The organism is Aquirufa ecclesiirivi (assembly GCF_011250515.1).
Lineage (GTDB): Bacteria > Bacteroidota > Bacteroidia > Cytophagales > Spirosomataceae > Aquirufa > Aquirufa ecclesiirivi.
Map to the genome: position 1 here is coordinate 433,961 of NZ_JAANOP010000002.1, position 25,265 is coordinate 459,225.

The following is a 25,265-nucleotide window of genomic DNA, read 5'->3' on the forward strand; positions in this document are numbered from 1 at the left end:
CTTATGAAAAAGAAAGAAAACGAGAATAATTTAGAGGAAGAGAAAATTCCAGCCGAAAATCAGGAAAATTTGACAGATAACGAAGAGACAGAAACACAAGAGACTCCTACAGATGAGTTGGCAGAAATGAAGGAAAAATACCTTCGCTTGTATTCTGACTTTGAAAATTTCAGAAAGCGGACAGCCAAAGAGAAAGTAGAATTAATCCAAACAGCATCTGCAGGATTGATTGTAGAATTACTTCCTGTCATCGATGATTACGAACGCGCTCTAGCCAATGCTCCCGAAGGAGAAATTTCAGAAGGTATTCAATTAATTTTTGCCAAAATCAATTCGGTTTTACAATCGAAAGGATTAAAAGAATTACATGCCAAAGGTGAAGTATTTGATGCGGAAATTCATGATTGCATTACGCAATTTGCCGCACCAACAGAAGCCGATAAAGGCAAAGTGATAGAAGTGATTGAAAAAGGATATACGTTACACGAAAAAGTCATCCGCTTTGCGAAAGTGGTGGTTGGTAATTAATAAGTAAAATGGCTCAAAAAAGAGATTATTACGAGGTATTGGGAGTAGCTAAAACAGCTTCTGAGGAGGAGATTAAGAAGGCCTATCGTAAGATGGCCATTAAATACCATCCAGATAAAAACCCTGATAATAAAGAAGCAGAAGAAAAATTCAAAGAAGCAGCTGAAGCCTATGAAGTTTTAAGCAATGCCCAGAAAAAAGCTCAGTATGACCGATTTGGACATGCCGGTATGGGTGGAGCTGCTAGTGGAGGATTCAATGGTGGGAATATGAACATGGAAGATATCTTCTCTCAATTTGGAGATATCTTTGGCGATGAAAGCCCATTTGGAAACTTTTTCTCTGGAGGCCGAGGTGGTGGAGGAAGACGCCAGCGCAAAGGTTCAGACCTACGCATTAAGCTCAAGCTGAATTTAGAAGAGATTGCCAATGGTGTAGAGAAAAAAATCAAAGTTAAACGCCATGTAGCCTGTAAAACTTGCTCTGGAAACGGCTCTAAAAATGGTACCGATTTAAAGACTTGTCAAACTTGTCAAGGTTCTGGTCAAGTTCGTCGCGTACAACAAACCATGTTAGGTCAAATGGTGACTTCATCTACCTGCCCTACGTGTAGTGGTGAAGGTAAAAGTGTTGGAGCTAAATGCGATGTATGTTTTGGTGAAGGCCGTGTTTTGGAAGAAGAAATCATTCCAATCAAAATTCCTGCTGGTGTATCCAACGATATGCAGCTATCCATGAATGGAAAAGGAAATGTTCCTCCTCGGGGTGGAGTTGCGGGTGATTTATTAATTGTGATTGAAGAGGAAGCCCATGAAGTTTTACACCGAGATGGAAATAATATCATATTTGATTTATACGTCAGCTTTGCTGATGCCGCTTTAGGTACCTCAGTAGAGGTTCCGACGATCGGTGGTAAAGCCAAAATCAATTTAGAGGCAGGAACTCAAAGTGGTAAAATTCTTCGCTTAAAAGGCAAAGGAATTAAAGAGTTGAATGGATATCATGTAGGCGACCAATTAGTTCACGTGAATATTTGGACACCCAAACAATTGACCAAAGAAGAAACCGAAATTTTAGAGAAATTAAGAAGTTCGGAAAACTTTACTCCTCAACCAGGAAAATCGGACAAAGGTTTCTTCCACAAGGTTCGAGATATGTTCAGTTAGATATAACTTAATAGGTATTAAAACAAAGAAAGGCTTGATCACTCAAGCCTTTCTTTGTTTGATAGCCTTCAATCATCATTTTACCCATTGATACGGGTAATCTGCTTATTGAATATTTCTTCCAATTCCTTGTACTTCGCAGGATTAACTTTTGATTCCTTAAAAGCAGAAACAATCAAATTCATCTCATAGAATGCGATCTGTATATCCCGATCATGTGAACGAATATTGTCCTCAGAGAAGTAAAAATCAATCGCCTTAGAATTTCGCTTAATAATGGTATTCGCCATACTCAAGGCTTTAGCTTCATCACCAATCTCTAAATACAAACCAACTGAGCTAGCCGAAAACTGGTCGTATGGAATAACTTTGTTTGGCATAACTTTATCCAAATAATCCAAAACTTGTTTGGCCTTAGGTAAATTGCCTTCACGAATCAACTGATCGGCTAAACGATAAACACCTAAACGAGCCGTTACACTTGGGATTCCTAAATAGAAATCACCATGGTAGTAAATCTTCTCATTATTTAAACCTCTCCAATACATTTTATTCAAGAAGTTATCCGCCATGATTTTTGTGTTCACAAAACCATCTTTGGCTCCTGGGATTTTGAAAGGCATTAAACGGTAAGCATAACCCTCCAATTGCATACTTTCTTTCAATCCTAAATATTGATCATTCGGCAAAGTAGATGCAAAATAGATAGGACGTTTCCATCCTGCTTTCGCATTATTTGAAATAACTTCCAATTGAATCAATTCTCCTTTAAAGATATTTTTACCGGGAAGCTTCCAACCAATGCTGGTACTCAAGAAAGGCGTAAACTCTTTAGGGAACCAATTACTGGACGCAATTTCCGTCGGATTGACTGGTATCACCAATGAATCTGAAGGGAAAGTATTGATCGTATCGCCCGATTGAGTTTGTGCTTGAATTCTTGGATCATTTTTATGCAATAAATCCAAATAGTCAGGCAATGACATCCCCGTGATGTTCGGATTACCATTGTACATGATTTGATCATTAACCCCCTCTAAGAATTGGTCTTTGGTCAATTCAATCGGCAAAGGTGCTGATTGATACGTTTGACGCTTCATTTGGTCAATGTACCAATCTGTACCCAACAATGATAAATTACAAACACGCACGTCCGTACGGAAACCTTCCACTTCTTGTACGTACCAAAGAGGGAAAGTATCATTGTCACCGCCAGTAAATAGAATAGCATTTGGCGCACAACTATTCAACAAGTTCTTAGCAAAATCAATTTGATGGTATCTCCCACTTCTATCGTGATCATCCCAGTTTTGCTGAGCCATAATCAAGGGTGCTGAAAGTCCAAATACAGCTAATAATGACCATTTCAATTGCGGACTTCGAACAATTTTTGTTAACCATTCTCCGATTTGCATGACACCTAAACCTGCCCAAATCGCCATAAAATAGAAAGAACCAACATAAATATAATCACGTTCACGTGGCTCCACGGGTGGTGAATTCAAGTAAACCACCAAGGCTACCCCACTGAGAACAAACATTAATATAGTTATCAGAAAATCCTTTTCATTTTTACTATACAAAAGGTAAAAACCTAAGAAAACTAAGATAAGTGGTAAGAAGAAATAATTATTTCTAGCTTTATTATTGGCTAAATTTTCGGGTAATTTAGAGGAGTCTTGGAATGGATTTATAGCCCAAGCATCTTGATAATCACTTTCTCTACCTAAGAAATTCCATAGCAGATAACGCATGTACATATGTCCGACTTGATGAGTGAACATAAAACGTAAATTATCCCCAAAACTTGGTTTTTGACCCGCTGGAATTCCCAACATTTCTTGGTACAAGGCCACATGCTGCGGCGAATTACTGTATACACGAGGCAACAACATTTGCTGGTCTTTTTGGTACACATATTCTGGTTTGTAAGTGTAAACCTCGTATTTACCGTCTTTCAACTTATAAACAGGCTCCCCTTGCTTAAATTCTTCAATTTCAGCCGTATATACAGGACCGTATAGCAAAGAACGCTCACCATATTGCTCCCTTTTCAAATACTTTAAGAAATTCAAAATATTGCTTGGGTCATTCTCATTAATCGGAGGATTATATCCAGAACGTACTAAAGCCACCGTGTAGGTGGAATACCCGATCATCAAGAATACAAATGAAAACAAGGCAATATTCAACACCTCTTTACCTTTGGCATATGAATAACGTATCCCTAAAACAACGGCTAAGACGATTAAAAACAAGAAAAATAAGGCCCCACTTCCATTACTAAATCCAAGTGAATTCACAAAGAATAATTCAAACTTGAATGCAACAGAAGGTAAGCCAGGAATGATACCTGAATTAATGATTGCCAAAATTACTAAACCAATGAACATGGCTATAAAACCGCCTTTATAAGTTGGTTTAGCTTCACGCTTAAAATAATATAAGATGGCCAAGGCTGGTAAAGTCACCAAGTTCAATAAATGGACACCAATAGAAAGGCCCACTAAATAGGCAATAAATAAAATCCAACGATTCGCTTCAGCACGATCTTCAACTAATTCCCAGCGGAAAGCTGCCCAAACGACAATGGCTGTAAAGAATGACGACATGGCATATACTTCTGCTTCAACTGCTGAAAACCAGAAAGAATCAGAGAAGGTATAAATTAAGGAACCAACTACCCCCGAAAACAATAAGGTATAGGTTTCTGGCTTAGACAGTTCTTCAAATGATTTGTTAATGACCTTACGACCAATCATCACGATGGTCCAATGCATGAAAAGGATAGTCAAGGCACTGCTGATAACCGAAAGCATGTTGACCCAAAAGGCCACCCGACTCACATCTCCTAGCGCCAACAATGAAAACATTCTTCCAAGTAAAAGGAATAAGGGTGCTCCTGGAGGGTGAGGAACCTGTAGCTTATAGGAACAGGCGATGAATTCACCGCAATCCCAAAAGGAGGCTGTAGGTTCAACGGTTAGTGTATAAGTAACTAATGCGATGGCAAATACAAACCACCCTGTTACGTTATTTAAGCGTTTAAAATTCATCATATGTTAGAAATTAAAATCAAATGTACAGGGATTCGTCCTGTCAAAAAAAAGCTTTCTGTTAAGAGTTGTTAATTGAATTGCTTTAAAAAGCGAACGTCATTTTCGGTAAATAAGCGTAAATCTTTGATTTGATATTTCAACATTGTGATGCGTTCAATACCCATTCCAAAGGCAAATCCATTGTATTTCTTCGAATCAATTCCCACATTTTCTAAAACGTTAGGATCCACCATACCCGCTCCCGCTATTTCTACCCATCCTGCTTGCTTACATACGTTACAACCTTCTCCTTTACACAAAAGACAGGTAATATCCATTTCGGCACTTGGCTCTGTAAATGGAAAATACGATGGACGGAAACGAACTTTGGTATCTTTTCCAAACATCTCTTTGGCAAAGTGATATAGGGTATCTTTCAAATCCTTGAAACTCACTTTTTCATCCACATACAATCCTTCTACCTGATGAAAAAGGCAGTGCGCACGAGCAGAAATTGCTTCATTTCGGTAAACACGACCCGGCATAACCGAACGAATGGGAGGTTTCTGATGCTGCATCAAACGTATTTGCACATTGGACGTATGCGTTCTTAATAAAACATCATCTTGAATTTCTCCTGCTCCTTTTTCAATAAAAAACGTATCCTGCATCTCTCTAGCTGGGTGATTAGCCGGAAAATTTAAGGCAGTAAAGTTGTAAAAATCCGTTTCTATCTCTGGTCCATCAGAAACAGAAAATCCCATGCGATTGAAGATTTCTAATATACGGCTACGGACTAAAGTCAAGGGATGTATCGTTCCTTGCTGAACAGGACTAGATAAAGTCAAATCTGAAGGAATGACAAAGTTAGACTTCGCATCAGCAAATGATTCCTGAGCAAGTGTAAACTTATTTTCAGCTAGATTTTTTAATTGATTTAAGGCTTGACCAACCTCTCTCCTATTTTCAGCAGGCACATCTTTTAAGCCGTCAAACAAACTAGCTAAACGACTTTTACGACCTACAAACTGAATTCGGAATTGCTCTACATCAGATTCATTTGAAATGACAAAAGCCTCAATTTCATCCTGAATCACCTTTATTTGTTCATTCATTCAATAAAACGTTAATTATAATATTTTTATACCTAAGGTTAGATGCCAAACACTTGCCTTTTGCGAAATATTCACATCGGAAGGAATGGGCACTGTATTTGACAAATCTGTTAAATTCCCTTCATAGCGCAGATCTAAGGTTAATCCCAATAAATCCAAACCTCCTCCTACGGTATAGGAAAAATATGCCTTGGAGATCGCATCTCGAACAGAGGCTGATGATGCTACGGTAGTAATCGCTTGAGCAATGGTATTATCTGAATTCAAATTATACGATGCCACAGGGCCAGCCAAAACGTGTAATGGACCTAGTTTGTATCCCAACAAGATAGGTACATCTAAGCTCGTATAAGCTACATCAACCATTTTATTCAAACTAGTTACGTTGATTGTGGCATTTTTGGCAGTAACTAATACTTCGGGCTCAATGAACAATTTACGTCCTACTCGTGCATAAACACCACCAACATAACCCGTTTTTAAAGCCAGATTTTGACTAATTATTTCATTAATTGGAACAGAAGCTCCTTTATAAGTCATACTTTCTACATTAATGGAGGATAAAGTGATACCTCCTTTTATTCCAAATCGGAATAAACTACCTGTAACCTTGCGAGCCCCAAATTGGGCATTAGCTTGAAAAATCATTCCTGAAAGGAACAAAAACAGTAAGCTGAACTTCATTGACTTTTTCATGATTGGGCGGTTTAATTCAATTAGCTTGTAAAATTATCCTTTTTACTTCGAAAAAAAAGGAAAAACCAAATCAAAGCGTAATTTTGGGTTCTTAATCTATTTATGTGGCCAAAGCCAAAACCTCTTTTATTTGTCAATCTTGTGGACAGTCCTCACCTAAATGGTTAGGTAAATGTCCTGCTTGTGGAGAATGGAATACTTTTGTGGAAGAACTCCTTGAAACGACCATACATCCAGCTGAAGTTTGGAAAAATAAAAGCACTCATAGAACGGCTCCTGTACCTAAATTATTGCAGGAAATCAGCTTTGAGAGCAGTCCCAAACTTCAATGTTCGGATGAAGAATTCAATCGGGTCTTAGGTGGAGGTATCGTTCCTGGAAGTTTAGTTTTGATCGGCGGTGAGCCAGGCATTGGTAAATCTACCTTGCTGCTTCAAGTAGCGCTTTCTCTTCAAGGTCCAAGAATATTGTATGTCACAGGAGAAGAATCTGAACAACAGATAAAATTAAGAGCTGACCGTTTAGGACCAATTTCACAAGATTTATACATCTTGACTGAAACCAACACTCAACAAATCTTCAAGCATTTGGTCGATTTAGAGCCCGATCTAATCATCATTGATTCCATACAAACCTTATATTCAGATCAAATAGAATCGGGTCCTGGTTCCGTTTCTCAAATCAGAGAATGTGCCTTGGAACTCATGAGATTTGCCAAAGAAAGTGGTACACCCATCTTTCTAGTAGGTCATATTACCAAAGAAGGTTCCATTGCAGGTCCCAAAGTATTGGAACATTTAGTGGACACAGTTCTCCAATTTGAAGGAGATCGAAATATGATTTACCGTATTCTTCGAACTACGAAAAACCGATTTGGAAGTACTTCAGAGCTAGGGATATATGAAATGCTCGGCAATGGTTTAAGGCCCGTAAGCAATCCATCTGAAATTCTCCTTTCTTCCAGAGATGAGCCTGCATCAGGCATAGCTATTGGAACCATTTTGGAAGGAAATAGACCCCTATTGATTGAAATCCAGTCTTTAGTCACCCAAACTTCATATGCTACAGCGCAAAGAACTGCCACGGGATACGATGCCAAGCGATTGAATATGTTGTTGGCCGTATTAGAAAAAAGAGGAGGTTTTAGGCTAGGAACACAAGACGTGTTCTTGAATATAACGGGAGGTATCCGAGTGGATGATCCAGCCTTGGATTTAGCTGCTTGCATGTCTTTACTTTCTTCACATGAAGATAAAGTCATCGATTCCAGCATTTGTTTTGCTTCCGAAGTAGGTTTAGGGGGAGAATTACGTGCAGTCACACGTATAGATCAACGCATCGCTGAGGCAGAAAAACTTGGATTTAAAGAGATTTGGATTAGTAAATACAATCAGAAAAGCATCAATTACAAAGCCAAAACGATTAAGGTTCAAATGGCCAGTACTTGGATGGAAGTTATGATGAACATTTGGAAACGAACGTGATTTCTGGATAAGCAACTTCTATTAAATGTAATCCATGCGCAGGAACAGCCCTACCGGCTTGTTTTCTATCTTTCGCATCTAAAATCCTGATTAAATCAGCTTGATCCCATTTACCCAGCCCTATTTCAATCATGGTCCCAACCACCGCACGAACCATGCCGCGTAAAAAGCGATTTCCTTGAATCGTAAAAATCAATAGATTGCCTTCTTTTTTCCATTCTGCCCGACTTATTTGACAGTCGAAAGTTGTCACATCTGTTTTTACCTTAGAAAAACTCTGGAAATCTCGGTGATTCAAAAAAATTTGAGCTGCTTGATTCATTGCATCCAAGTTTAATGGTGCTTCAAACCAATATGCATATTCGCTAGAAAAAGGATCTTTTGACTGACTAATACGGTATTCATAGGTTCTGCCTGTCGCATCAAAACGAGCATGAAAATCGTCTGGCACTTGATATACAGCTTGAATGGCCAAACTTGCTGGGAGTATTCGATTCAGTCGATATACCCAATCCACCTTTGGCTGATTTGCCTCTTCAAAAATATCAAAATGAGCAAATTGTTCGCGGGCATGAACACCCGTATCGGTTCGACTACTCCCCACTAAATCCACGGAAATACCAGCAATAGTACTCAGGGCCTTTTCAAGTTCTGACTGAACAGAAATGGCATTTTGCTGAATTTGAAATCCATGAAAAAAGCCGCCATCGTACGAAAACTGTAGTAGATAACGGCTCATTTCTATGGGTATTTTGTTTAATTCAATGCCTTTTCCAAGGCTGTATGGAATGATTCAGATGCCTTGGCTTGAGAAGAAACAATTTGTCCATCTACGATGAAATCATGACCCGTAACCACACCTAAAGCACTAAACTGAATCGTTTCTGACTTCAATTGAGCTTCAAATGCTGCTTGTTTTTCAGGAGCAACCGAGACCAAAACACGGCTTTGAGCTTCACCAAATAAGAAAGCATCTTGACGAATGTTTTTGTCGGAATTGATAGCAAAACCCATTTGACGGGGGAATGATGACTCAGCTAAAGCAATTAATAAACCACCATCCGATAAATCATGCGCTGATTGAATCAAGGATTGTTGAATCAAACGAGCAATACCGCCTTGTATTTTTTGTTCCGTCTCCAAAACAAAATGTGGAGATGGACTAGCTTTAACACCTTTATAGGAATACAAATATTCAGAAGAAGCGATATCATTCACACTTTCTCCTACCAAATAAATCAAATCTCCTTCTTCTTTGAAATCTAAAGTCATTTTCTGACTCGCCTCCTCCAAGATTCCCAACATACCGATTGTTGGCGTTGGGAATACAGGACCTTCGTCAGACGATTGGTTATAAAAACTCACGTTTCCACCCGTAACTGGAGTTTCAAATGCCAAACAGGCTTTTCTCATACCTTTGATAGCACCTACAAACTGCCAATAGACCTCTGGTACATATGGATTACCGAAATTCAAGCAATTGGTGATTGCTACGGGCACCCCACCAGAACATACAATATTACGAGCTGCCTCCGCAACAGCAATGGCACAACCCTCTTCCGGATCTGCATTCACGTAACGCGAGTTACAGTCGACCGTAATCACAATGGACTTATTAGACCCATGTACTTTCACTACCGCAGCATCCGAAGGGGCATTGGTATTCCGATTGGCACGACCAATGGATGAATCATATTGTTCAGCTACCCATTTTTTAGAAGCAATGTTTGGGTGATTCATTAGAAAATCAAATGCTTTACTCACTTCACCCGCTTCTAAATCGGCAACAGAATCTATCTTAAATTTCTTAAACTCTTGGTAATAAGCTGGTTCACGGTATTCACGGTGATAGATTGGCGCGCCTCCGCCCAATACTAAATCGTCTGCCGGAACATCCGCTACCAATTGTCCATCTTGGAAGAATTGAAGACGTTTTGTGTCTGTCACTTCACCAATTTGTTCACAATTTAAATCCCACTTATCAAATATCTTTTTAGCCTCATGCTCTCTACCTTTCTCTACCACAATTAACATACGCTCCTGAGATTCTGATAACAGAATTTCAAAAGGTTTCATGTTCGGTTGACGCGTAGGAACTTTAGATAAATCAATAATCATTCCGTGTTCACCTTTGGCGGACATTTCAGACGTAGAGCAAATAATACCTGCTGCACCCATGTCTTGAATACCAATCACACAACCTGCTTCAATAATTTCTAAAGAAGCTTCTAATAATAATTTTTCTTGGAAAGGATCACCTACTTGTACCGCAGGTAATTTTTCTGATGACTTCGCTGTGATATCTTCAGAAGCAAAACTTGCTCCACCGATTCCATCTTTTCCGGTTGCTGAACCTACAATAAATACAGGATTACCAACACCATAAGATATAGCAGAAGCTTGTTTTCCAACTTTTAAAATACCTGCAGAAAAGGCATTCACTAGAGGATTTGTGGAATAACAATCATCAAAGAATACTTCTCCCCCCACGGTAGGAATACCAAAGGCATTACCATAATCACCGATTCCTTTCACAACACCTTTTACTAACCACTTAGTTTTGGCTAATTCTATATTACCAAATCGCAAGGAGTTCAATTGAGCGATCGGACGAGCACCCATGGTAAAAATATCACGATTGATACCACCTACACCTGTTGCTGCACCTTGATAAGGCTCTAAAGCAGAGGGGTGGTTATGCGATTCAATTTTAAAGGCACATCCTAAACCGTCGCCTAAATCCACCAAACCAGCATTTTCTTCACCGGCTTTAGCCAACATACGTGGAGAATCTTTTGGTAAGGTTTTCAACCAAACAATGGAGTTTTTATAACTACAGTGTTCAGACCACATGACAGAGAAAATAGATAATTCAGTAAAGTTAGGTTTGCGACCTAAAATCTCTTGAATGCGATCATATTCTTCTGGAAGTAAACCTAATTTTTTGGCAGTTTCGAGGGTGGGTAAGCTTTCGTTGGATTCCACAATATCAATTTTAATGTAAGAAATGGCTGGGAAGCACACAATTGAGCACAAAGGTAATAATTTTTGCTTGGAGGGAAACGATTACATCAGGATTATTCCGATTTATTTGGTCTATTTATCCCAATGTTCCTGCCAATACTTTTTATCCTCGACTGTATCTAAATCTCGGAATTCTTCCTGGAAAGAAATCCATTGACAAATGTCTGGATGAGATTTCCAAAAAGGCCCAAATCCTTTATCTCCCTTCCAATCATATAATTTCTGTTGGTGCTCAAAAGGAATCAAAACAGGCGGAGAAGATTGACCTTGAAATGAAGAGATCATGACATGGCTCGGATTTGATTCATGAGCTTCAACCAGGGCTTGAAGATGTTTTTCCTGGACAAATGGAGTATCTACGAGCATGACGAGAACAGGCTCTTTCCGAGGTGCCAATGCTCTCATACATTCAGATAAGGTATTCCCTTGACCTAAAGCCCATTCTTGACTTTCCTGTATTTCTACACTTTCCTGAGAAATAATTGAACGAATGGAATCTTTTTCTGCTCCCAGCACCACGACTATGGTATCAATAAAAGGAGCTTGCAAAACCTGCAAGCTCCTTTCTACTAATGTTTTATGACCTAATTGAATTAAAGCCTTAGGCTCACCTAGTCGGGAGGAAGACCCCGCTGCTAACAGAACTCCAATCATTAGACGTTTGAGATATCAAATGGTAAGGTCCTTACTCGCTTTCCAGTGGCTAAAAACACTGCGTTACATAAGGCAGGAGCTACTGGGGGTAGACCAGGTTCTCCTACACCTCCTGGTGCTTCGTTATTAGTCATTACGAATACTTCGATTTCAGGTATCTCACCTTGTCGAAGCACAGCGTAGTCATGAAAATTACTTTGCTGGGTTTGTCCTTGTACCACGGTAATTTCATTCTTGATGGCAGCTGTTAAACCCATGGTAATATTACTTTGCACTTGGGCTTTAATATTTCGAGGATTAATGGCCACACCGCAGTCAATCACCGAATATACTTTTTTAATAACCACTCCATTTCCTTGTTTTTCTACTACGATGGCGAGAGCACAGATGGAAGAAAAGGAACGAGCGATGGCAATACCTACGGCTTTTCCTTGAGCCTTTAGTTGTTGGTAATTCGACAATTCAGCTAACTTCTTTAAAACACTTATGAATCGAGGAGAACCAGCCAACATGTCTAATCGAAATGCCAAAGGGTCTTTTTTAGCTTGATGAGCTAATTCGTCGATGAAGGATTCTTGACCAAATAAATTAGTTGAAGCATACACCGAGCGCCACCAAAGAATGGGGATTTTGGTTTTAACTAGACTAAAGGAGTTTCTTCTATTGGGGAAAGTATATGGACTATCGGGTAAATTGATACCTTCTTCTGCCCATGGATCAGGAGCATTGTCAATAGGAACTTGAAATACTTGATTTAAAATAGAAGCTCCGTTTAAGCGATGTTCAAAAGCCAGCACCTTACCCTGTGCATCTAAAGCACCTTTCATCACAGATAACATTCCAGGACGGAAAGGTCCTTGTTGAGTATCATCTTCTCGAGTCCAAACGACTTTAACTGGAGCATTAATTTGCTTGGATAAATGCGCTGCTTCCAAGACATAATCGTAATAGGCTTTTCGACCAAAGGCTCCTCCTAAGAAAGTAACATTAATTTTAACGTTTTCTTTTTTAATACCTAGATAAGCTGCTAGTTCAGTGACCAAGGAATCGGGACCTTGTACAGGTGCCCACACTTCCACTTTACCATCTTGCACATAAACGGTAGCATTTTCGGGCTCCATGGGCGCATGTGCTAAAAAAGGTGTTTGGTAGGATGCCTCAATGACTTGATTAGCTCCAGCAAATGCTTTATTCACATCCCCTGTCAACGATTCTTTGTATTCAAAACCAGGAGATTTGCCTGCTTCTTTCAATTGATTAAAATACTTCTCCGTATTCATGTCATCAGCAGCGGTACTCTCCCATTCTATATCTAACAGTCGTTTCCCTTTTAGAGCAGACCAATAGGAATCAGCTAATACGGCTACTGCTTCTGTACTTGCATGAGGCATTTTACGCTCCGTTTTAAGTACAAATTTTACACCTTGACTAGCGATTGCTTTTTCTCCTTGATAAGATTTTACTTTGGCATGTATACTTGGAGCATGAGCTATACTCGCATATAGCATACCAGGTATAACGACATCCATACCAAATTTAGCGGTTCCATTCACTTTGGAAGGAATTTCAGGTCTTGGAATGGATTTACCAATTTGGGTGAAATCGGCAGGATTTTTAAGGATAGGATTAGTAGGCACAGGTAATTTAGCTGCCGAGGCTACTAATTCCCCGTAACCTAAACTGATGGATTTATTCTTTTGATATACACGTCCTTCTTTGGCATAGCAGGCACTTACTGGAACATGCCATTGATTTGCGGCAGCCTGTACAAGCATTTCTTTGACAGCAGCACCGACTGTTCGCATAGGTAAATATCGGGTACTTACGGATGAAGAGCCTCCTGACAATTGAGAGCCAAATTTGGCTGAACCGTCTGAAGTAACTATTTCAACTTGATCTAAACGAACTTCCAATTCCTCAGCTATCAGCATGGGGATCGATTGGGATGTACCTTGACCCATATCGGGTCTTGCATTAAATAAAGTTACTTTCCCTGATTCGTTGATCAGTACATAAGGATTTATTTCAACTCCAATATGTGGTTCATGAGCCATATTTTTGACTTTCACCCCTTTTCCATTGGCTAAATTTTCAAAACCAATAGCAAGAAAAGCTGCCGTTTGGGCGCTTATCTTGATAAAATCTCTTCTCGAGGTTTGCTTTGTTGTATTTGCGCTCATTTGGATTTTGTTTTAGATTGGCTTTGCATAGATTTGGCGGCAGCATGTATGGCTTTGCGCATGTCTTGGTAGGTACCACATCGACAAATATTTCCTGCCAAAGCAGTATCGATATCTTGATCCGTTGGATTTGGATTGGAGTCTAATAAAGATGCAACAGCTAAAATCTGACCCGATTGACAATAACCACATTGTGGAACTTGTTCTTTTATCCAAGCCAATTGAACTGGATGACTCGAAGTAGTAGATAAACCTTCTATACTAATTAATTTATCTTCCGGCTTAATACTTGATATCGGCGTTGAACAAGAGCGAATGGGTTTTCCGTTTAATAAAACAGTACAGGCGCCACAAAGCCCCATCCCACATCCAAATTTGGTCCCTGTCATCCCAATTTCATCTCGTATTACCCATAAAAGGGGCGTATCAGAAGCTACATCGACTAGATGTTTCTTCCCATTAAGTTTGATGCTGTACTTACTCATGGCTTTGATTATAGATTAGATGATAAATTTACAATAAAATCAAATTCATTTCGTCTTAGATGGGAAAATTAAATAAGGCTTTACATTTGCAAGATGCTATCCAAAGAAGAAATCAAATTTATTCAAGAACATGCCCACGATGACCCATATCAGTTAAGTCTGTCAAAGGGACAAAACAAGGGTATTTCCTTAGGTAAATTGGTTCCTCAGATTCAAGCTAGGCAGAAGTTAGCACAAAAATTACCTTCTTGGATAGCTCAAGAAGAAGTATTTTTCCCTCCCCAATTAAACTTAGAACAAGCATCTTCAGAGGTTACGGCACTTTTCAAGGCTAAATTGATTCAAGGAAAAATAATTGACTTAACGGGAGGTATGGGTGTCGACTCATGGGCATTTGCCCAGTTGGGGCATTCCGTGACGTATGTAGAAAGGGATGAAAAATTAGCCCAAATTACTCAATTCAATCATGGGGTATTATTGGGAGATTCCGTACAACATTTACATGGTGACGGGATAGACTATATGAAAAAGCATACTTCGACTTGGGATTATATTTACCTAGATCCTGCTAGAAGGGGTTCCAAAGGAGAAAAAGTCATTTTATTGGAAGATTGTGAACCCAATGTGCTTGAACTATTACCCTATATTGAAGGGAACACTCAATTATTAATTAAAACTAGTCCCCTTCTTGATATCAGTCGAGCTATACAAAGTTTACAAGGAGTAGATAAAGTTTGGATTATCGGAGTGAAAAATGAGGTAAAGGAATTACTATTTCTGAAATCGCAACACGCTACAATGGATCCAATTATTGAAATCCATGAATTAAGTCTAAGTAATAGTCTGATATATCAAGGAAAATTAAGCGAAGAGCGTAAAGCACCAAATAAAATGGGGCCATTGGATCAATATTTATACGAACCTCATGCAGGTATACTAAAAGCTGGTTTCTTTAAATTAATAGCGGGAGATCCACTAATAAAATTAGGGCTTAATACCCATTTGTATACTTCGCCTGAAAGAGAGGCTTCATTTCCTGGTCGACAGTTTAAAGTAATAGCTCAGGGAAATCCAGATAAAAAATGGATTGAGGCACATATTCCTTCGGGAAAAGCCAACATCAGTACAAGAAACTTTCCGATGAGTCCAGAAGAAATACGAAAGAAATGGAAGATAAAAGAAGGGGGACCTTGGACGCTATTTGCCTTTCAAGATGAGCATCAAAAAAATGTCCTGGCACTTACGGAAAAATGTCCATTAAATTGATTTCGTATTTTGACTAAAAAATTTACCTTTGTTCTTTATATTCAACAAATTAAGTCTATGTCTAAGTATTTTTTCCTAGCAGTATTTGTTTTCGGAGCCTTCATAGGTCAAGCTCAAATATTTTCGGGTATGACGGAGATTGAGCGTTCCAAAAAAGAAGGTTTTTTTACTTACTTAGCTACAGAGGAAAAATACGCCATAGAAAGCTGGAAAAACTATTTAAAGAAGTTTGGTCGAGTAGAAAATGGAAAAGGTGGAGCTATCAATAGTTATGATACGCGTATTACATCGATTTCTAAGAACTCATTCCCTTTATTGTCTAAAATTTCGGAAGAAAATAATAAAACAAAATTATTTGTTTCCATCGCTTTAGGCCCAGATGATTACATTCAAACGGGTCATGCCCAATTTAAAGAGGCCACCGCTTGGTTAGAGGATTTTATTGAGATTCTGAATTTAGAGGAAGCCGTAAGAAAGGAAGAGCAAAAGCTGGCAAATTTGACTAGTCAAAAGGTAAAAAACATGAAATCGGCAGAAAGACTTGTTAGAGAATTAGAGGCAAATAAAAAGCAAACCGAATTATTAACGAAGAAATTAGAAGAAGCGAAATTAGAAAAAGAGAAATTACTCGCTAACCAAGAGCAAAATAAATTAGATCAAAAAGCAACTGAAGATGCTTTAATTCTTCAAAACCAAGCAGTAGAATCAGCAAAAAAGAAAATTAAAGACTAAACCCGTGAAAAAATCCATTCATTTTTTGGGAGTTGTCATGATCTACATCATGACGAGTAGTTTTGGATTGGTGGAATATTCTGCCATGAGACCACAAACCTATTTTGTGGGAATTGATAGTACTAAGCAATTTAAGCACCCATTGAGTAGTTCAGCAAAAAAAGAATTTATTCAAGTCCAAAAAAAGGAAGAGGATAATCAACAAGACGCGCAATTGAATGAAGAGAGAAGTCATTGGACTAAATATATTGTTATAGGCGTGAAAACGATTTTCTCAACATTGCTAAGTCTTGTAAGTTATATGATTAAGTAAACTCAGCCTTATGCCATCATTCAGAGTCCAAACTCCTATTAATTCACCAATTGAATATGTTTGGGCTCTTTTTGATAAAGATTTACTAAGCAAATTATCCCCCCCATTTCCTCCTGTTTCCATCAATCGATTTGATGGCTGTCGCAAAGGAGATTTAGTCCAATTAGAAATCAAATTAGGCTTTTTTAGCTTGTATTGGGACTCAGAAATTACGGAAGATTTCCAAAGTGATGATAAAATCTATTTTATTGACGAAGGAAGGCGCATTCCTTTGGGAATTAACTATTGGAAACACGAACATCTCTTAGAGAAACTACCGAATAATCAAACGCTCGTCATTGATCAAATTTCGTATACCACTTCTTCTAAATTTTTAGATATTCTACTTTATCCCTTACTTTGGGGGATGATTGCCTACCGCAAACCTTTTTATAAATCCTTACTTACACTTCGATAAACATATGAAATTAAGCCTTACTCAAAAAATCATTTTAGGATTTATTCTTGGCCTAGCATTAGGTGAATACTTCTACTTGTCATTCTCACCGGAAGAAAGTCATGAGTGGGCACAACGTTTTCAAGTAATATCCAAGATTTTCCTTCGCTTAATCAAAATGATTGTTGGGCCACTCGTATTCTGTACGTTGGTAGTTGGTATTGCCAAACTAGGTGATTTCAAAGCCGTTGGTCGAATCGGACTAAAAACCATAGGATATTTTTATTTCGCCACCTTACTGTCTTTAGTTACTGGACTCGTTGTGGTGAATATCACTCAACCAGGAAGTTTACAATCTTGGCCAAAGCCTGCAGCAGGAACTTCCACGGGAATTGATGCTTCAAAGGTAAAAACCATGGAAGATTTCATTTTACATATATTCCCAGATAGCTTTTTCAAGGCATTGGCAGAAAATGAAATCCTTCAAATTGTCATCTTTTCTTTATTCTTTGGGGTAGCTCTTGGTTCCATAGGTGAAACCGGTAAAAAGCTGATTCATGTATTTGAAAACTTAGCTGAAGTGGTTTTTAAAATGGTCAATTATGTGATGGAAGTGGCTCCTTATGCTGTTTTTGCCGCTATGACAACCGTGGTAGCAAACAAGGGATTAAGTATTTTGATCAGTTATGGTTATCTAATGATTTGTTTCTTAGGCGGCCTCTTATTCTTTACTGTAGTCATCTTATGGCTAATCTGTATTTTCAATAAAATTCCCTATTGGGCATTATTAAAAGAACTCAAAGAGGCATTGTTAATCTCCTTCTCAACGGCCAGTTCAGAAGCCTCCTTTCCTCAAACCATAGCAGCATTGGAACGCTTTGGTTGCAGTCGCAGAATTGTAGGATTTGTTTTACCCTTAGGATATAGTTTTAATTTAGATGGATCTATGTTGTACATGACCTTTGCCACAGGATTTATAGCACAAGCTTATGGGGTACATTTAAGCTTAGAGCAACAAATCACCATGTTATTAACCTTGATGATTACATCCAAAGGAATTGCTGGAGTGCCTAGAGCCTCGCTGGTTATTATTGCGGGGACCTTGACGATGTTTAATTTACCTGCTGAAGGAATAGCCTTGTTATTAGGAGTAGATCCATTCTTGGATATGGGTAGAACGGTCACATCTGTGGCAGGTAACGGAGTAGCTACCTGTGTGGTATCTAAATGGGAAGGAGAATTCAATCCCCCTACGAGCGCTTAAAAGTCATTTCAACGGCTTTCCTCGCCGGAAATATGGAAGCCAAAAAAGTAACGAGAATGACCACCAGGGCAGTTTGGATGAAATCTCCTAAGCGCATTTGGATGGGATAGGCGTCAATCAGAGAATTGGGGATTCCCAAAGATATAATACCAAATTCTTCTTGGATATAGCCTAAGCCATAGCCTAAGATCATTCCAATGATGGCGCCTGAGAAACTAATTAATACGCCTACCAATAAAAAGGTTTGGAACATCTGTTTTTTGGTAAAACCCATGGCCAATAAGGTGGCTAAATCTTTCTTTTTCTCAATGACCAATAAAGAAAGGGCATAAAATAAGGTAAAGGAAGCTATTCCCATGACAAATGCCATGATCAAGAAAGCAAAGAATTTTTCAATCTTGATGGCTTTCAAAATGGCGGCATGTTGCTCGTCTCGAGTCTGTACTTGAAAAGTATTCCCCAATAAACCGACAAGTTTTGTTTTAATTTGTTGCGCATCGGCACCATCTTCGACCATAATCTCTAAAGCAGAAATTTGATTTTCAACACCCATAAGTTCTTCCATCCAATTCAAAGGAACTAATACCATTTGATTATCAAACGACTGCTCCACTTCCATTACACCAGAAGGGAAAAAGTGATTGCTTCGAATAGACTGCTCATTGACAGTAAATCGTTTTAAAGCTTGGTGATTGGGATACCATGCTTCGATGGGTGTAAAAACATCTTCAAAACTCATTCCCATATTTAAAAACACACCAATACCAACGACAGCAAAGGCATGTTCTCCATTTTGAACAAAATAATCGCCTTCTACCACTTGTTTCTTTAAACGTTCGGCTTTCAAAAACTCATCATCAACCCCTTTAAAACGAACCACCAATTGCTTGTTCTTATACCGAATAAGGGCCTGGTCTTCAAGAATGGGATTGACAAAACGAACGCCTTTGAGTGATTTTGCTGCTACTAGTTGTTGGGGAGATAGCGTAAATCGGGCATCTTTGGAAGATATAATCTTCAAATCTGGGTCATAGGTTTTAAATAATCCTTTTTGGAATTCTTCTAAACCATTGAAAACCGACAAAATTAGAATGAGCGCCATAACCTCCAAGCCGACTCCTAACATAGAAATACGGGAAATGAAGGTGATAAAACTCGCCTTAGACTTGGTGAAAAAATACCTTTTTGCAACAAATAAGGGTAGATTCAAGGGAATTCAATTTATTTATCTTCCTCTTCAGTAGCAGGAGGAATGACCAATCCTTCAAATAAAGCTTCAATTTTAGCTGCATAGGCAGCAGTATCGTCCAAATAAAACGACAAGTGTGGGATGATTCGTACTTGGTGACGAATGCGATTAGCCAAAGCATTTCGAATGGCTTTGGTTTTTTCTTCTAAAATATCCACAATACCCTGTGGATCATCGACCAAAAGAAAGCTCAAATAACAGCGAGCGGCCGATAAATCTGGGCTCATTTTTACATCCGTTATAGTGACCATCCCCTTGCCAAAAATTTCTCTAAATTCCTTTTGAAAGATATCACTTAAATCCTTTTGTATTTGTCGACCAAACTTTTGTTGACGCTTGCTTTCCATATTTCTCCTTTCTTTACCTAAAAATCTCACAAATTTCAGAATAATAATTGGATTAACCGTAATTTAGGGACGGTGTTCCAAAAATATGTTCCAAATTTTCAAATCTGATTCCATCTTGCCTACCCTTTTGTTGGTGGCCATTTGGCTTATAAGTTTATTTTATATCCAGCAATGGGGCTTGGCTCCATTTCCATGGGAGATTAAGAATTATTTATTAGGTCAAAAATTGAATCAAGGATTTTTGATTTATGAGGACATCAGTGATAATACAGCCCCTTTAGCTGCCTTATTTTACCAAATCATACAATGGTTTTCGATTCCGGTTCATTGGAACATTTATATATCTTCTGTCATTGTTATTTATCAAAGTTTTCTATTTCAACAAACCATTCAACGCTTTGAATTGATGCCTCAAATCGGGTATTTACCTTTTTTGATGTACGCCATTATTTTCCACTTATCCTTAGAGTTTTTAGCCCCAGGTCCAGCATTGGTTGGCTTGACTTTCTTATTACTGGCTTGGAGAGAGATTATTTATCAACAAAGAACGTTACTTGTCAATGACCGTGTCATACTCATAGGTATTTACATCGCTATAGCCAGTTTATTCTATTTGAGTTATTCCCTATTCTTTGTGTGGGCCTTGTTGAGTTTACTCTTTTATTCGGGTATCACTTTAAGGCAAATAGTACTGATGTTTGTTGGGTTCTTCATGGTCTTCTCCTTGAATATCTTATTCTTTTCCATCAATGGAAACTTACCCTTCATGATTCAAGTTTTCAATCGTTCAGCCTTTCAATTTCAGGTCCCTGAGCAATTGGAAGTTACACAAATTGCTGGCGTTTTTGCACCCGCCTTATTCATTGGAATTTGGGGTTTTTGGTTGGTTTTACGCAGTAGAAGAATTCGTTCCAATGCGCAAAAAGGACAGCAAACTAATTTAATATGGCTCATAACAGCAATTTTAGCCACCTTGACCGTTCCATCCTTGATTCGTATCAATTTACTTTTTTTCCTTCCGGCTCTGGCTTATTTTGGACTGAATATCTTTCATTTAGGCACTAATTCCATTTTGAAAGAAATAGCTATTTGGTTGTTAATTGCTGGAACCTGGTACAACGTACAAATTGAACTTAAAAACAAGGATCGTGAGCGCATTCCTGCTCCAACCTTGACTTTAAAAAATCAACGATTAATGGTATTGGGACCTCAAATAGAAGAATATTTAGGAAACCAAATGGTAGGTCCATTTGTCAATTGGGATTTAGCCAAACCCCTGTTTTCTAATTTAGATCAGTATAAAAATGTGGTTTTACTGCATGAATATTTCGAAAAAGACGCTCCAGATTACATTTACGATGCAGAAAATAACATCAAAAAGCTGAGCGTCTATTTACCGAGTTTGAGGAAGTCGTATCGACAAATCTCCCCCAATTTGTACCAAAAAAATCCTTAGCTACACGAGATTTTACCAACTCGTCCTTGGTGGCGACCGCCTTCAAAGGGAGTTTCTATGAATGCTGCTAAACAAGCTTTTGCTTCTTCTAAAGAGATAAAACGTACAGGTAAACAAATAATGTTCGCATCATTATGCTGACGAACTAATTTAGCTACTTCCACATTCCAAGCTAGGCCAGCCCGAATACCTTGGTGCTTATTGGCAGTAATGGCTACGCCATTGGCGCTACCACATAACAATAAACCGAAACGCTGCTCGCCATTTTCCACGGCCGAAGCCACCGGATGCGCGAAATCTGGATAATCCACTGAATCCGCTGAAAAAGTACCATAATCCTTCACTGTGATTCCTCTTTCAGATAAGAAATCAATCAAATCATTTTTATAGTCAAATCCGGCGTGATCACCACCAACAGCAAAAGTTAAGCTCATTGTCTTGTATTTTAGTTCTAAATTCTTGACAAAGGTAAGCGGATATATCCTACATTTGCGAAGTATCAAAAGAATAAATTTATGTTGGAGAACGATCGGCAGCACGAAGAAGAAAAAATCAAAAAAGCATTTGGAGACAAAACCTGGGCACAAATAAAATCCGAAGAATCTTGGAGGATTTTCAAGATTATGAGTGAATTTGTAGAAGGCATTGATAAACTTTCGAAAATTGGACCTTGTGTGTCCATATTTGGATCAGCCAGAACAAAACCAGACAATCCGTATTATCAAGTGGCAGAAGAAATTGCCGCCAAACTAGTAAGACATGGATATGGAGTTATCACCGGTGGTGGTCCAGGTATCATGGAAGCAGGTAATAAAGGAGCAAAGACCGAAGGTGGTAGATCGGTAGGATTAAATATTGAATTGCCATTTGAACAATTTGCTAATCCTTACATCGATCACGACAAGAACATCAATTTTGATTTCTTCTTTGTTAGAAAAGTGATGTTTGTAAAATACTCACAAGGATTTATCATCATGCCGGGTGGCTTTGGCACCTTGGATGAAATGTTTGAATCCTTGACACTGATTCAAACCCATAAAATTGGACGTTTCCCTGTCGTATTGGTAGGAACAGACTACTGGAAAGGACTCATGGATTGGATAAAAAATACCATGATTCTGCATGGAAATATCAACGAGGAAGATTTGGATCTATTCTCTATCGTAGACACTCCTACCGAAGCTGTTCGCGTGATTGATGAATTCTATGCCAAGTATCTATTGAAACCAAACTTCTAAGCCTTTTTAAAAAAGGTCTTCAAGTCATGCAGGTTCAAGGCATTCAAGGTTAAGGAGCGCAATAACCCTCCTTTTCGACCTACTTTGACACCATATTCCATATCTCTGATGCCTTCTATTTGGTGGGCATCAGGATTGATGGAAACATAAATTCCCTTGTCCATGGCATCATAGATGTATCGCCAATCTAAATCTAAGCGATACGGACTTGCATTTAATTCAATGCTAACGCCATTGGCCTTGCAGGCATCTAAAATCTTATCCATGTGCAAAGGAAACCCCGCTCGAGTTAAGAGCAGTCGGCCCGTAGGATGACCCAATATAGAAGTATATGGATTTTCGATAGCTTTTATCACCCGTGGCATAGAACGATCTATATCCATGGCCAACTGGGCATGAACGGAAGCTACCACATAATCAAATCGCGCTAAAACAGAGGCATCATAATCCAAAGAACCATCAGGTAAAATATCTGCCTCAATACCTTTCAAGATGGCAAAATCGTTCCATCGGGCATTCAATTGATCTATTTCCTCTTGCTGGGCTACAACTCGGTCTTCTTTTAAACCATTGGCATAGGCGGCATATTGAGAGTGGTCAGCGATACCAAAATACCGCAATCCCAGTGCCCGACAAGCCTCAGCCATTTCCAACAAGGTATTTTTACCATCTGAATAGGTGGAATGATTATGTAAACATCCTTTCAAGTCGGAATATTGAATCAACTCATCGGATTGATGCTTTTGCGACCATTCAAACTCTTTGAATCCTTCCCGCATTTCTGGTATGATGTAGGGCAAAGCCAAGCTTTCATACACCTCTTTGTCGGAGGCAATCGATTTACCTTGAAAATGCTTATAAAATTGAATGGCTACCAAATGCTCTGGATGCGCCACCTGCTGAAAAAGGGCATTTCCCCATTGATCTGGCGAAATAATATGAATTTGAATAGATAAAAGATGTCCATGAAATACTCCTCTCCAGGTGAATGGGGAGGATTCTTTGATATCTTCTTCCATCCCATCGATGGAATTAATAAGAGCACCAGAGCCAAAAATATCCGTTGATTCAACTAAGAAAACGAGTTCAGAAATAACTTCACAATTCCGAGATAACTCCCCGGCTTCGGCAACTTGACTGAATTTTGATTTCAACTGCTCCAGAATGATCTGAGATAAATGAGTGGCTTTATCTAAGCGAAGCTTTTTGGAATTTTGCTTGAGGAATTGGATGTATAACTGTACATTTTCTTGAACTGCTTTTCCAAAACCTTTCAATTGCTCCAAGCGATTTTCTTCACAAGCAGTAAGCAAATCATCCAAATCGGTAATGCCTAGTTCTTTCCAGATTAAACCCACTTTCTTGGGACCTAGACCTTTTATTTTCAATAAGTTCAAAATCCCTGGAGGAGTTTGTTCTAGTATTCCATCTAAGTCGGTGCTGCTACCAACTTGAATTAAATCTAAAATAATCTTGACAATGGACTTACCTACGCCAGGTATTTGTAATAATTCCGTTTCTGAAAGTGAAGATATTTTACCAGGATATTTATCTAGTCCGCGGGCTGCAAAAGCCAGATTCTTGCTTTTAAACTCGTTTACCCCATGGACATCCCATAGTTTCACCAATAATTCCAGTGCGTCGACAATTTCATCATTTCCCATGCCCAAAGATAAGCCTAAAAAAGATTCAATTGTTGACTTAGTCCCCGATATCCTTCATGTTTTAACAACCATTCTTTTCTCCACAATTCCCCTCGATAACCCACCAAAGAACCATCAGAGCCAATAACTCGATGACAAGGCACCAGAAGCAAAACAGGATTTTGAGCATTGGCATTCCCTACCGCTTGCGCTGCTTTGGGTTGTTCAATTAACTCAGCGATTTGTTGGTAGGACATCACCTCTCCTACTGGAATTTCCAACAAAGTAGACCAAACTTTCTTTTGAAAAGTAGTAGCTGATGAAAAATCGATAGGACAAGTCCACTTCCAATTAGCTTGCTCAAAATAAGCATCTAAGTTCCTGATAACTTCTTCTTGCATAGCCTTCAAATCATCCGACAAAGCATCATTTCCACCCTGTTCTACAAATTGCAAGGAAGTCAATCCTTTGTCAGAAAGACCAATTTGGATAAAACCGATGGGAGAATGGTAGAAAAACATAATTTAATTGTAAATGGTAAATGGTGAATGGTGAATGATTTTATTACAAATTTGATCAGGTAATTTGATTATTAAATGTACCCAAGAGAAATTATTATTATAATAAATACGAACAAAAGTTTACCAAAGTAATAAGTAATCATCAACTATATAGATGATATACAATGTCAATGCCTGAAATAGGTTGACCGTTTAAAAGTAAAATTTTAAACATAAAATCTATTATCCATGGCAAACAAAAAATCGTATCTTCAAAGTGTGTCGCAAAGACGCCTTCGTCATTTTAGTGACAGTTTTAAAATCGAGAAAGTTCGAGAAATAGAACAAGGTCGAACTCGTGTTTCAGAAATTTGTAAACAATACGAAGTATCAGGCACCAATGTGTACAAATGGATTTCTAAATTCGGCACTATGAAAACCAATAAAACGC

Annotated in this window: 24 protein-coding genes; 11 read left to right on the plus strand and 13 right to left on the minus strand. The window is 38.6% G+C overall.

Annotation, left to right across the window (positions count from 1 at the left end):
* Positions 1–3: 3 nt before the first annotated feature.
* Together G9H65_RS05220 and dnaJ are read left to right on the plus strand one after the other, a co-directional pair.
* Positions 4–528, plus strand: coding sequence for a nucleotide exchange factor GrpE (locus G9H65_RS05220; protein WP_166374272.1), 525 nt, complete (start codon positions 4–6; stop codon positions 526–528).
* Positions 529–536: 8 nt separating this feature from the next.
* Positions 537–1,694, plus strand: coding sequence for a molecular chaperone DnaJ (dnaJ, locus tag G9H65_RS05225; protein WP_166374273.1), 1,158 nt, complete (start codon positions 537–539; stop codon positions 1,692–1,694).
* A gap of 80 nt (positions 1,695–1,774) precedes the next feature.
* Here dnaJ and G9H65_RS05230 read toward each other — a convergent pair whose 3' ends face one another.
* The 3 genes from G9H65_RS05230 to G9H65_RS05240 all read right to left on the minus strand — a co-directional run bounded on the left by G9H65_RS05230 (position 1,775) and on the right by G9H65_RS05240 (position 6,543).
* Positions 1,775–4,753, minus strand: a complete 2,979-nt coding sequence (locus G9H65_RS05230; protein WP_166374274.1) for a glycosyltransferase family 117 protein — start codon at positions 4,751–4,753, stop codon at positions 1,775–1,777.
* Between the two features lie 68 nt (positions 4,754–4,821).
* On the minus strand, positions 4,822–5,847 hold the full coding sequence (gene pheS / locus G9H65_RS05235; RefSeq protein ID WP_166374275.1) for a phenylalanine--tRNA ligase subunit alpha: 1,026 nt from the start codon (positions 5,845–5,847) through the stop codon (positions 4,822–4,824).
* A 15-nt stretch (positions 5,848–5,862) separates the two neighbouring features.
* A complete protein-coding gene (locus tag G9H65_RS05240; RefSeq protein ID WP_166374276.1) occupies positions 5,863–6,543 on the minus strand; it encodes an outer membrane beta-barrel protein in 681 nt (226 codons plus the stop codon).
* Between the two features lie 104 nt (positions 6,544–6,647).
* On the opposite strand from G9H65_RS05240, the gene radA reads away from it, so the two are divergent.
* The gene (radA, locus tag G9H65_RS05245) at positions 6,648–8,027 is read left to right on the plus strand and encodes a DNA repair protein RadA (RefSeq protein WP_166374277.1); all 1,380 of its coding nucleotides are present in this window, start codon (positions 6,648–6,650) and stop codon (positions 8,025–8,027) included.
* Here radA and truA read toward each other — a convergent pair.
* The 5 genes from truA to G9H65_RS05270 form a co-directional block, all read right to left on the minus strand.
* The gene (gene truA, locus G9H65_RS05250) at positions 7,999–8,766 is read right to left on the minus strand and encodes a tRNA pseudouridine(38-40) synthase TruA (protein ID WP_166374278.1); all 768 of its coding nucleotides are present in this window, start codon (positions 8,764–8,766) and stop codon (positions 7,999–8,001) included. The genes radA and truA overlap by 29 nt on opposite strands.
* 17 nt (positions 8,767–8,783) lie before the next feature.
* Positions 8,784–11,012, minus strand: a complete 2,229-nt coding sequence (gene purL, locus G9H65_RS05255; protein WP_166374279.1) for a phosphoribosylformylglycinamidine synthase subunit PurL — start codon at positions 11,010–11,012, stop codon at positions 8,784–8,786.
* A gap of 111 nt (positions 11,013–11,123) precedes the next feature.
* Positions 11,124–11,705, minus strand: coding sequence for a nucleotidyltransferase family protein (locus tag G9H65_RS05260; RefSeq protein ID WP_166374280.1), 582 nt, complete (start codon positions 11,703–11,705; stop codon positions 11,124–11,126).
* A complete protein-coding gene (locus tag G9H65_RS05265; protein WP_166374281.1) occupies positions 11,705–13,885 on the minus strand; it encodes a xanthine dehydrogenase family protein molybdopterin-binding subunit in 2,181 nt (726 codons plus the stop codon). The genes G9H65_RS05260 and G9H65_RS05265 overlap by 1 nt, the downstream gene beginning before the upstream one ends.
* Positions 13,882–14,370, minus strand: coding sequence for a (2Fe-2S)-binding protein (locus G9H65_RS05270; RefSeq protein ID WP_166374282.1), 489 nt, complete (start codon positions 14,368–14,370; stop codon positions 13,882–13,884). The genes G9H65_RS05265 and G9H65_RS05270 overlap by 4 nt, the downstream gene beginning before the upstream one ends.
* Before the next feature lie 93 nt (positions 14,371–14,463).
* Between G9H65_RS05270 and G9H65_RS05275 the strand changes: the two genes are divergently transcribed.
* The 5 genes from G9H65_RS05275 to G9H65_RS05295 are packed head-to-tail and all read left to right on the plus strand — an operon-like array spanning position 14,464 to position 18,381.
* Positions 14,464–15,636, plus strand: a complete 1,173-nt coding sequence (locus G9H65_RS05275; RefSeq protein ID WP_166374283.1) for a class I SAM-dependent methyltransferase — start codon at positions 14,464–14,466, stop codon at positions 15,634–15,636.
* 57 nt (positions 15,637–15,693) lie between these two features.
* On the plus strand, positions 15,694–16,368 hold the full coding sequence (locus G9H65_RS05280; RefSeq protein WP_166374284.1) for a hypothetical protein: 675 nt from the start codon (positions 15,694–15,696) through the stop codon (positions 16,366–16,368).
* 4 nt (positions 16,369–16,372) lie between these two features.
* A complete protein-coding gene (locus G9H65_RS05285) occupies positions 16,373–16,681 on the plus strand; it encodes a hypothetical protein (RefSeq protein ID WP_166374285.1) in 309 nt (102 codons plus the stop codon).
* 10 nt (positions 16,682–16,691) lie between these two features.
* The gene (locus G9H65_RS05290) at positions 16,692–17,138 is read left to right on the plus strand and encodes an SRPBCC family protein (protein WP_166374286.1); all 447 of its coding nucleotides are present in this window, start codon (positions 16,692–16,694) and stop codon (positions 17,136–17,138) included.
* Between the two features lie 4 nt (positions 17,139–17,142).
* The gene (locus tag G9H65_RS05295; RefSeq protein WP_166374287.1) at positions 17,143–18,381 is read left to right on the plus strand and encodes a dicarboxylate/amino acid:cation symporter; all 1,239 of its coding nucleotides are present in this window, start codon (positions 17,143–17,145) and stop codon (positions 18,379–18,381) included.
* On the opposite strand, the gene G9H65_RS05300 is transcribed toward G9H65_RS05295, so the two are convergent.
* Entirely contained in the window at positions 18,368–19,507 is a 1,140-nt protein-coding gene (locus G9H65_RS05300; protein ID WP_166374288.1) for an ABC transporter permease, read from the minus strand. The two genes, G9H65_RS05295 and G9H65_RS05300, sit on opposite strands and share 14 nt — an antisense overlap.
* 95 nt (positions 19,508–19,602) lie before the next feature.
* Positions 19,603–19,977 carry a 30S ribosome-binding factor RbfA gene (gene rbfA / locus G9H65_RS05305; protein WP_166374289.1) on the minus strand — a complete coding sequence of 125 codons (375 nt, stop codon included), beginning with the start codon at positions 19,975–19,977 and terminating at the stop codon, positions 19,603–19,605.
* Between the two features lie 85 nt (positions 19,978–20,062).
* Between rbfA and G9H65_RS05310 the strand changes: the two genes are divergently transcribed.
* Positions 20,063–21,433, plus strand: a complete 1,371-nt coding sequence (locus tag G9H65_RS05310; protein ID WP_166374290.1) for a hypothetical protein — start codon at positions 20,063–20,065, stop codon at positions 21,431–21,433.
* Here G9H65_RS05310 and rpiB read toward each other — a convergent pair.
* Positions 21,430–21,867, minus strand: a complete 438-nt coding sequence (gene rpiB / locus G9H65_RS05315) for a ribose 5-phosphate isomerase B (RefSeq protein ID WP_166374291.1) — start codon at positions 21,865–21,867, stop codon at positions 21,430–21,432. The two genes, G9H65_RS05310 and rpiB, sit on opposite strands and share 4 nt — an antisense overlap.
* 81 nt (positions 21,868–21,948) lie before the next feature.
* On the opposite strand from rpiB, the gene G9H65_RS05320 reads away from it, so the two are divergent.
* Positions 21,949–22,671: an LOG family protein gene (locus G9H65_RS05320; RefSeq protein WP_166374292.1), complete on the plus strand. Its 723-nt coding sequence runs from the start codon at positions 21,949–21,951 to the stop codon at positions 22,669–22,671.
* Here the strand turns inward: G9H65_RS05320 and G9H65_RS05325 are convergent.
* A complete protein-coding gene (locus G9H65_RS05325) occupies positions 22,668–24,335 on the minus strand; it encodes a helix-hairpin-helix domain-containing protein (protein WP_166374293.1) in 1,668 nt (555 codons plus the stop codon). The genes G9H65_RS05320 and G9H65_RS05325 overlap by 4 nt on opposite strands.
* Positions 24,336–24,349: 14 nt before the next feature.
* Positions 24,350–24,835: a methylated-DNA--[protein]-cysteine S-methyltransferase gene (locus tag G9H65_RS05330; RefSeq protein WP_166374294.1), complete on the minus strand. Its 486-nt coding sequence runs from the start codon at positions 24,833–24,835 to the stop codon at positions 24,350–24,352.
* 228 nt (positions 24,836–25,063) lie between these two features.
* Here G9H65_RS05330 and G9H65_RS05335 point away from each other — a divergent pair.
* Positions 25,064–25,265, plus strand: a 202-nt coding sequence (locus tag G9H65_RS05335; RefSeq protein ID WP_166374295.1) for a transposase, incomplete at its 3' end; no start/stop codon positions are given.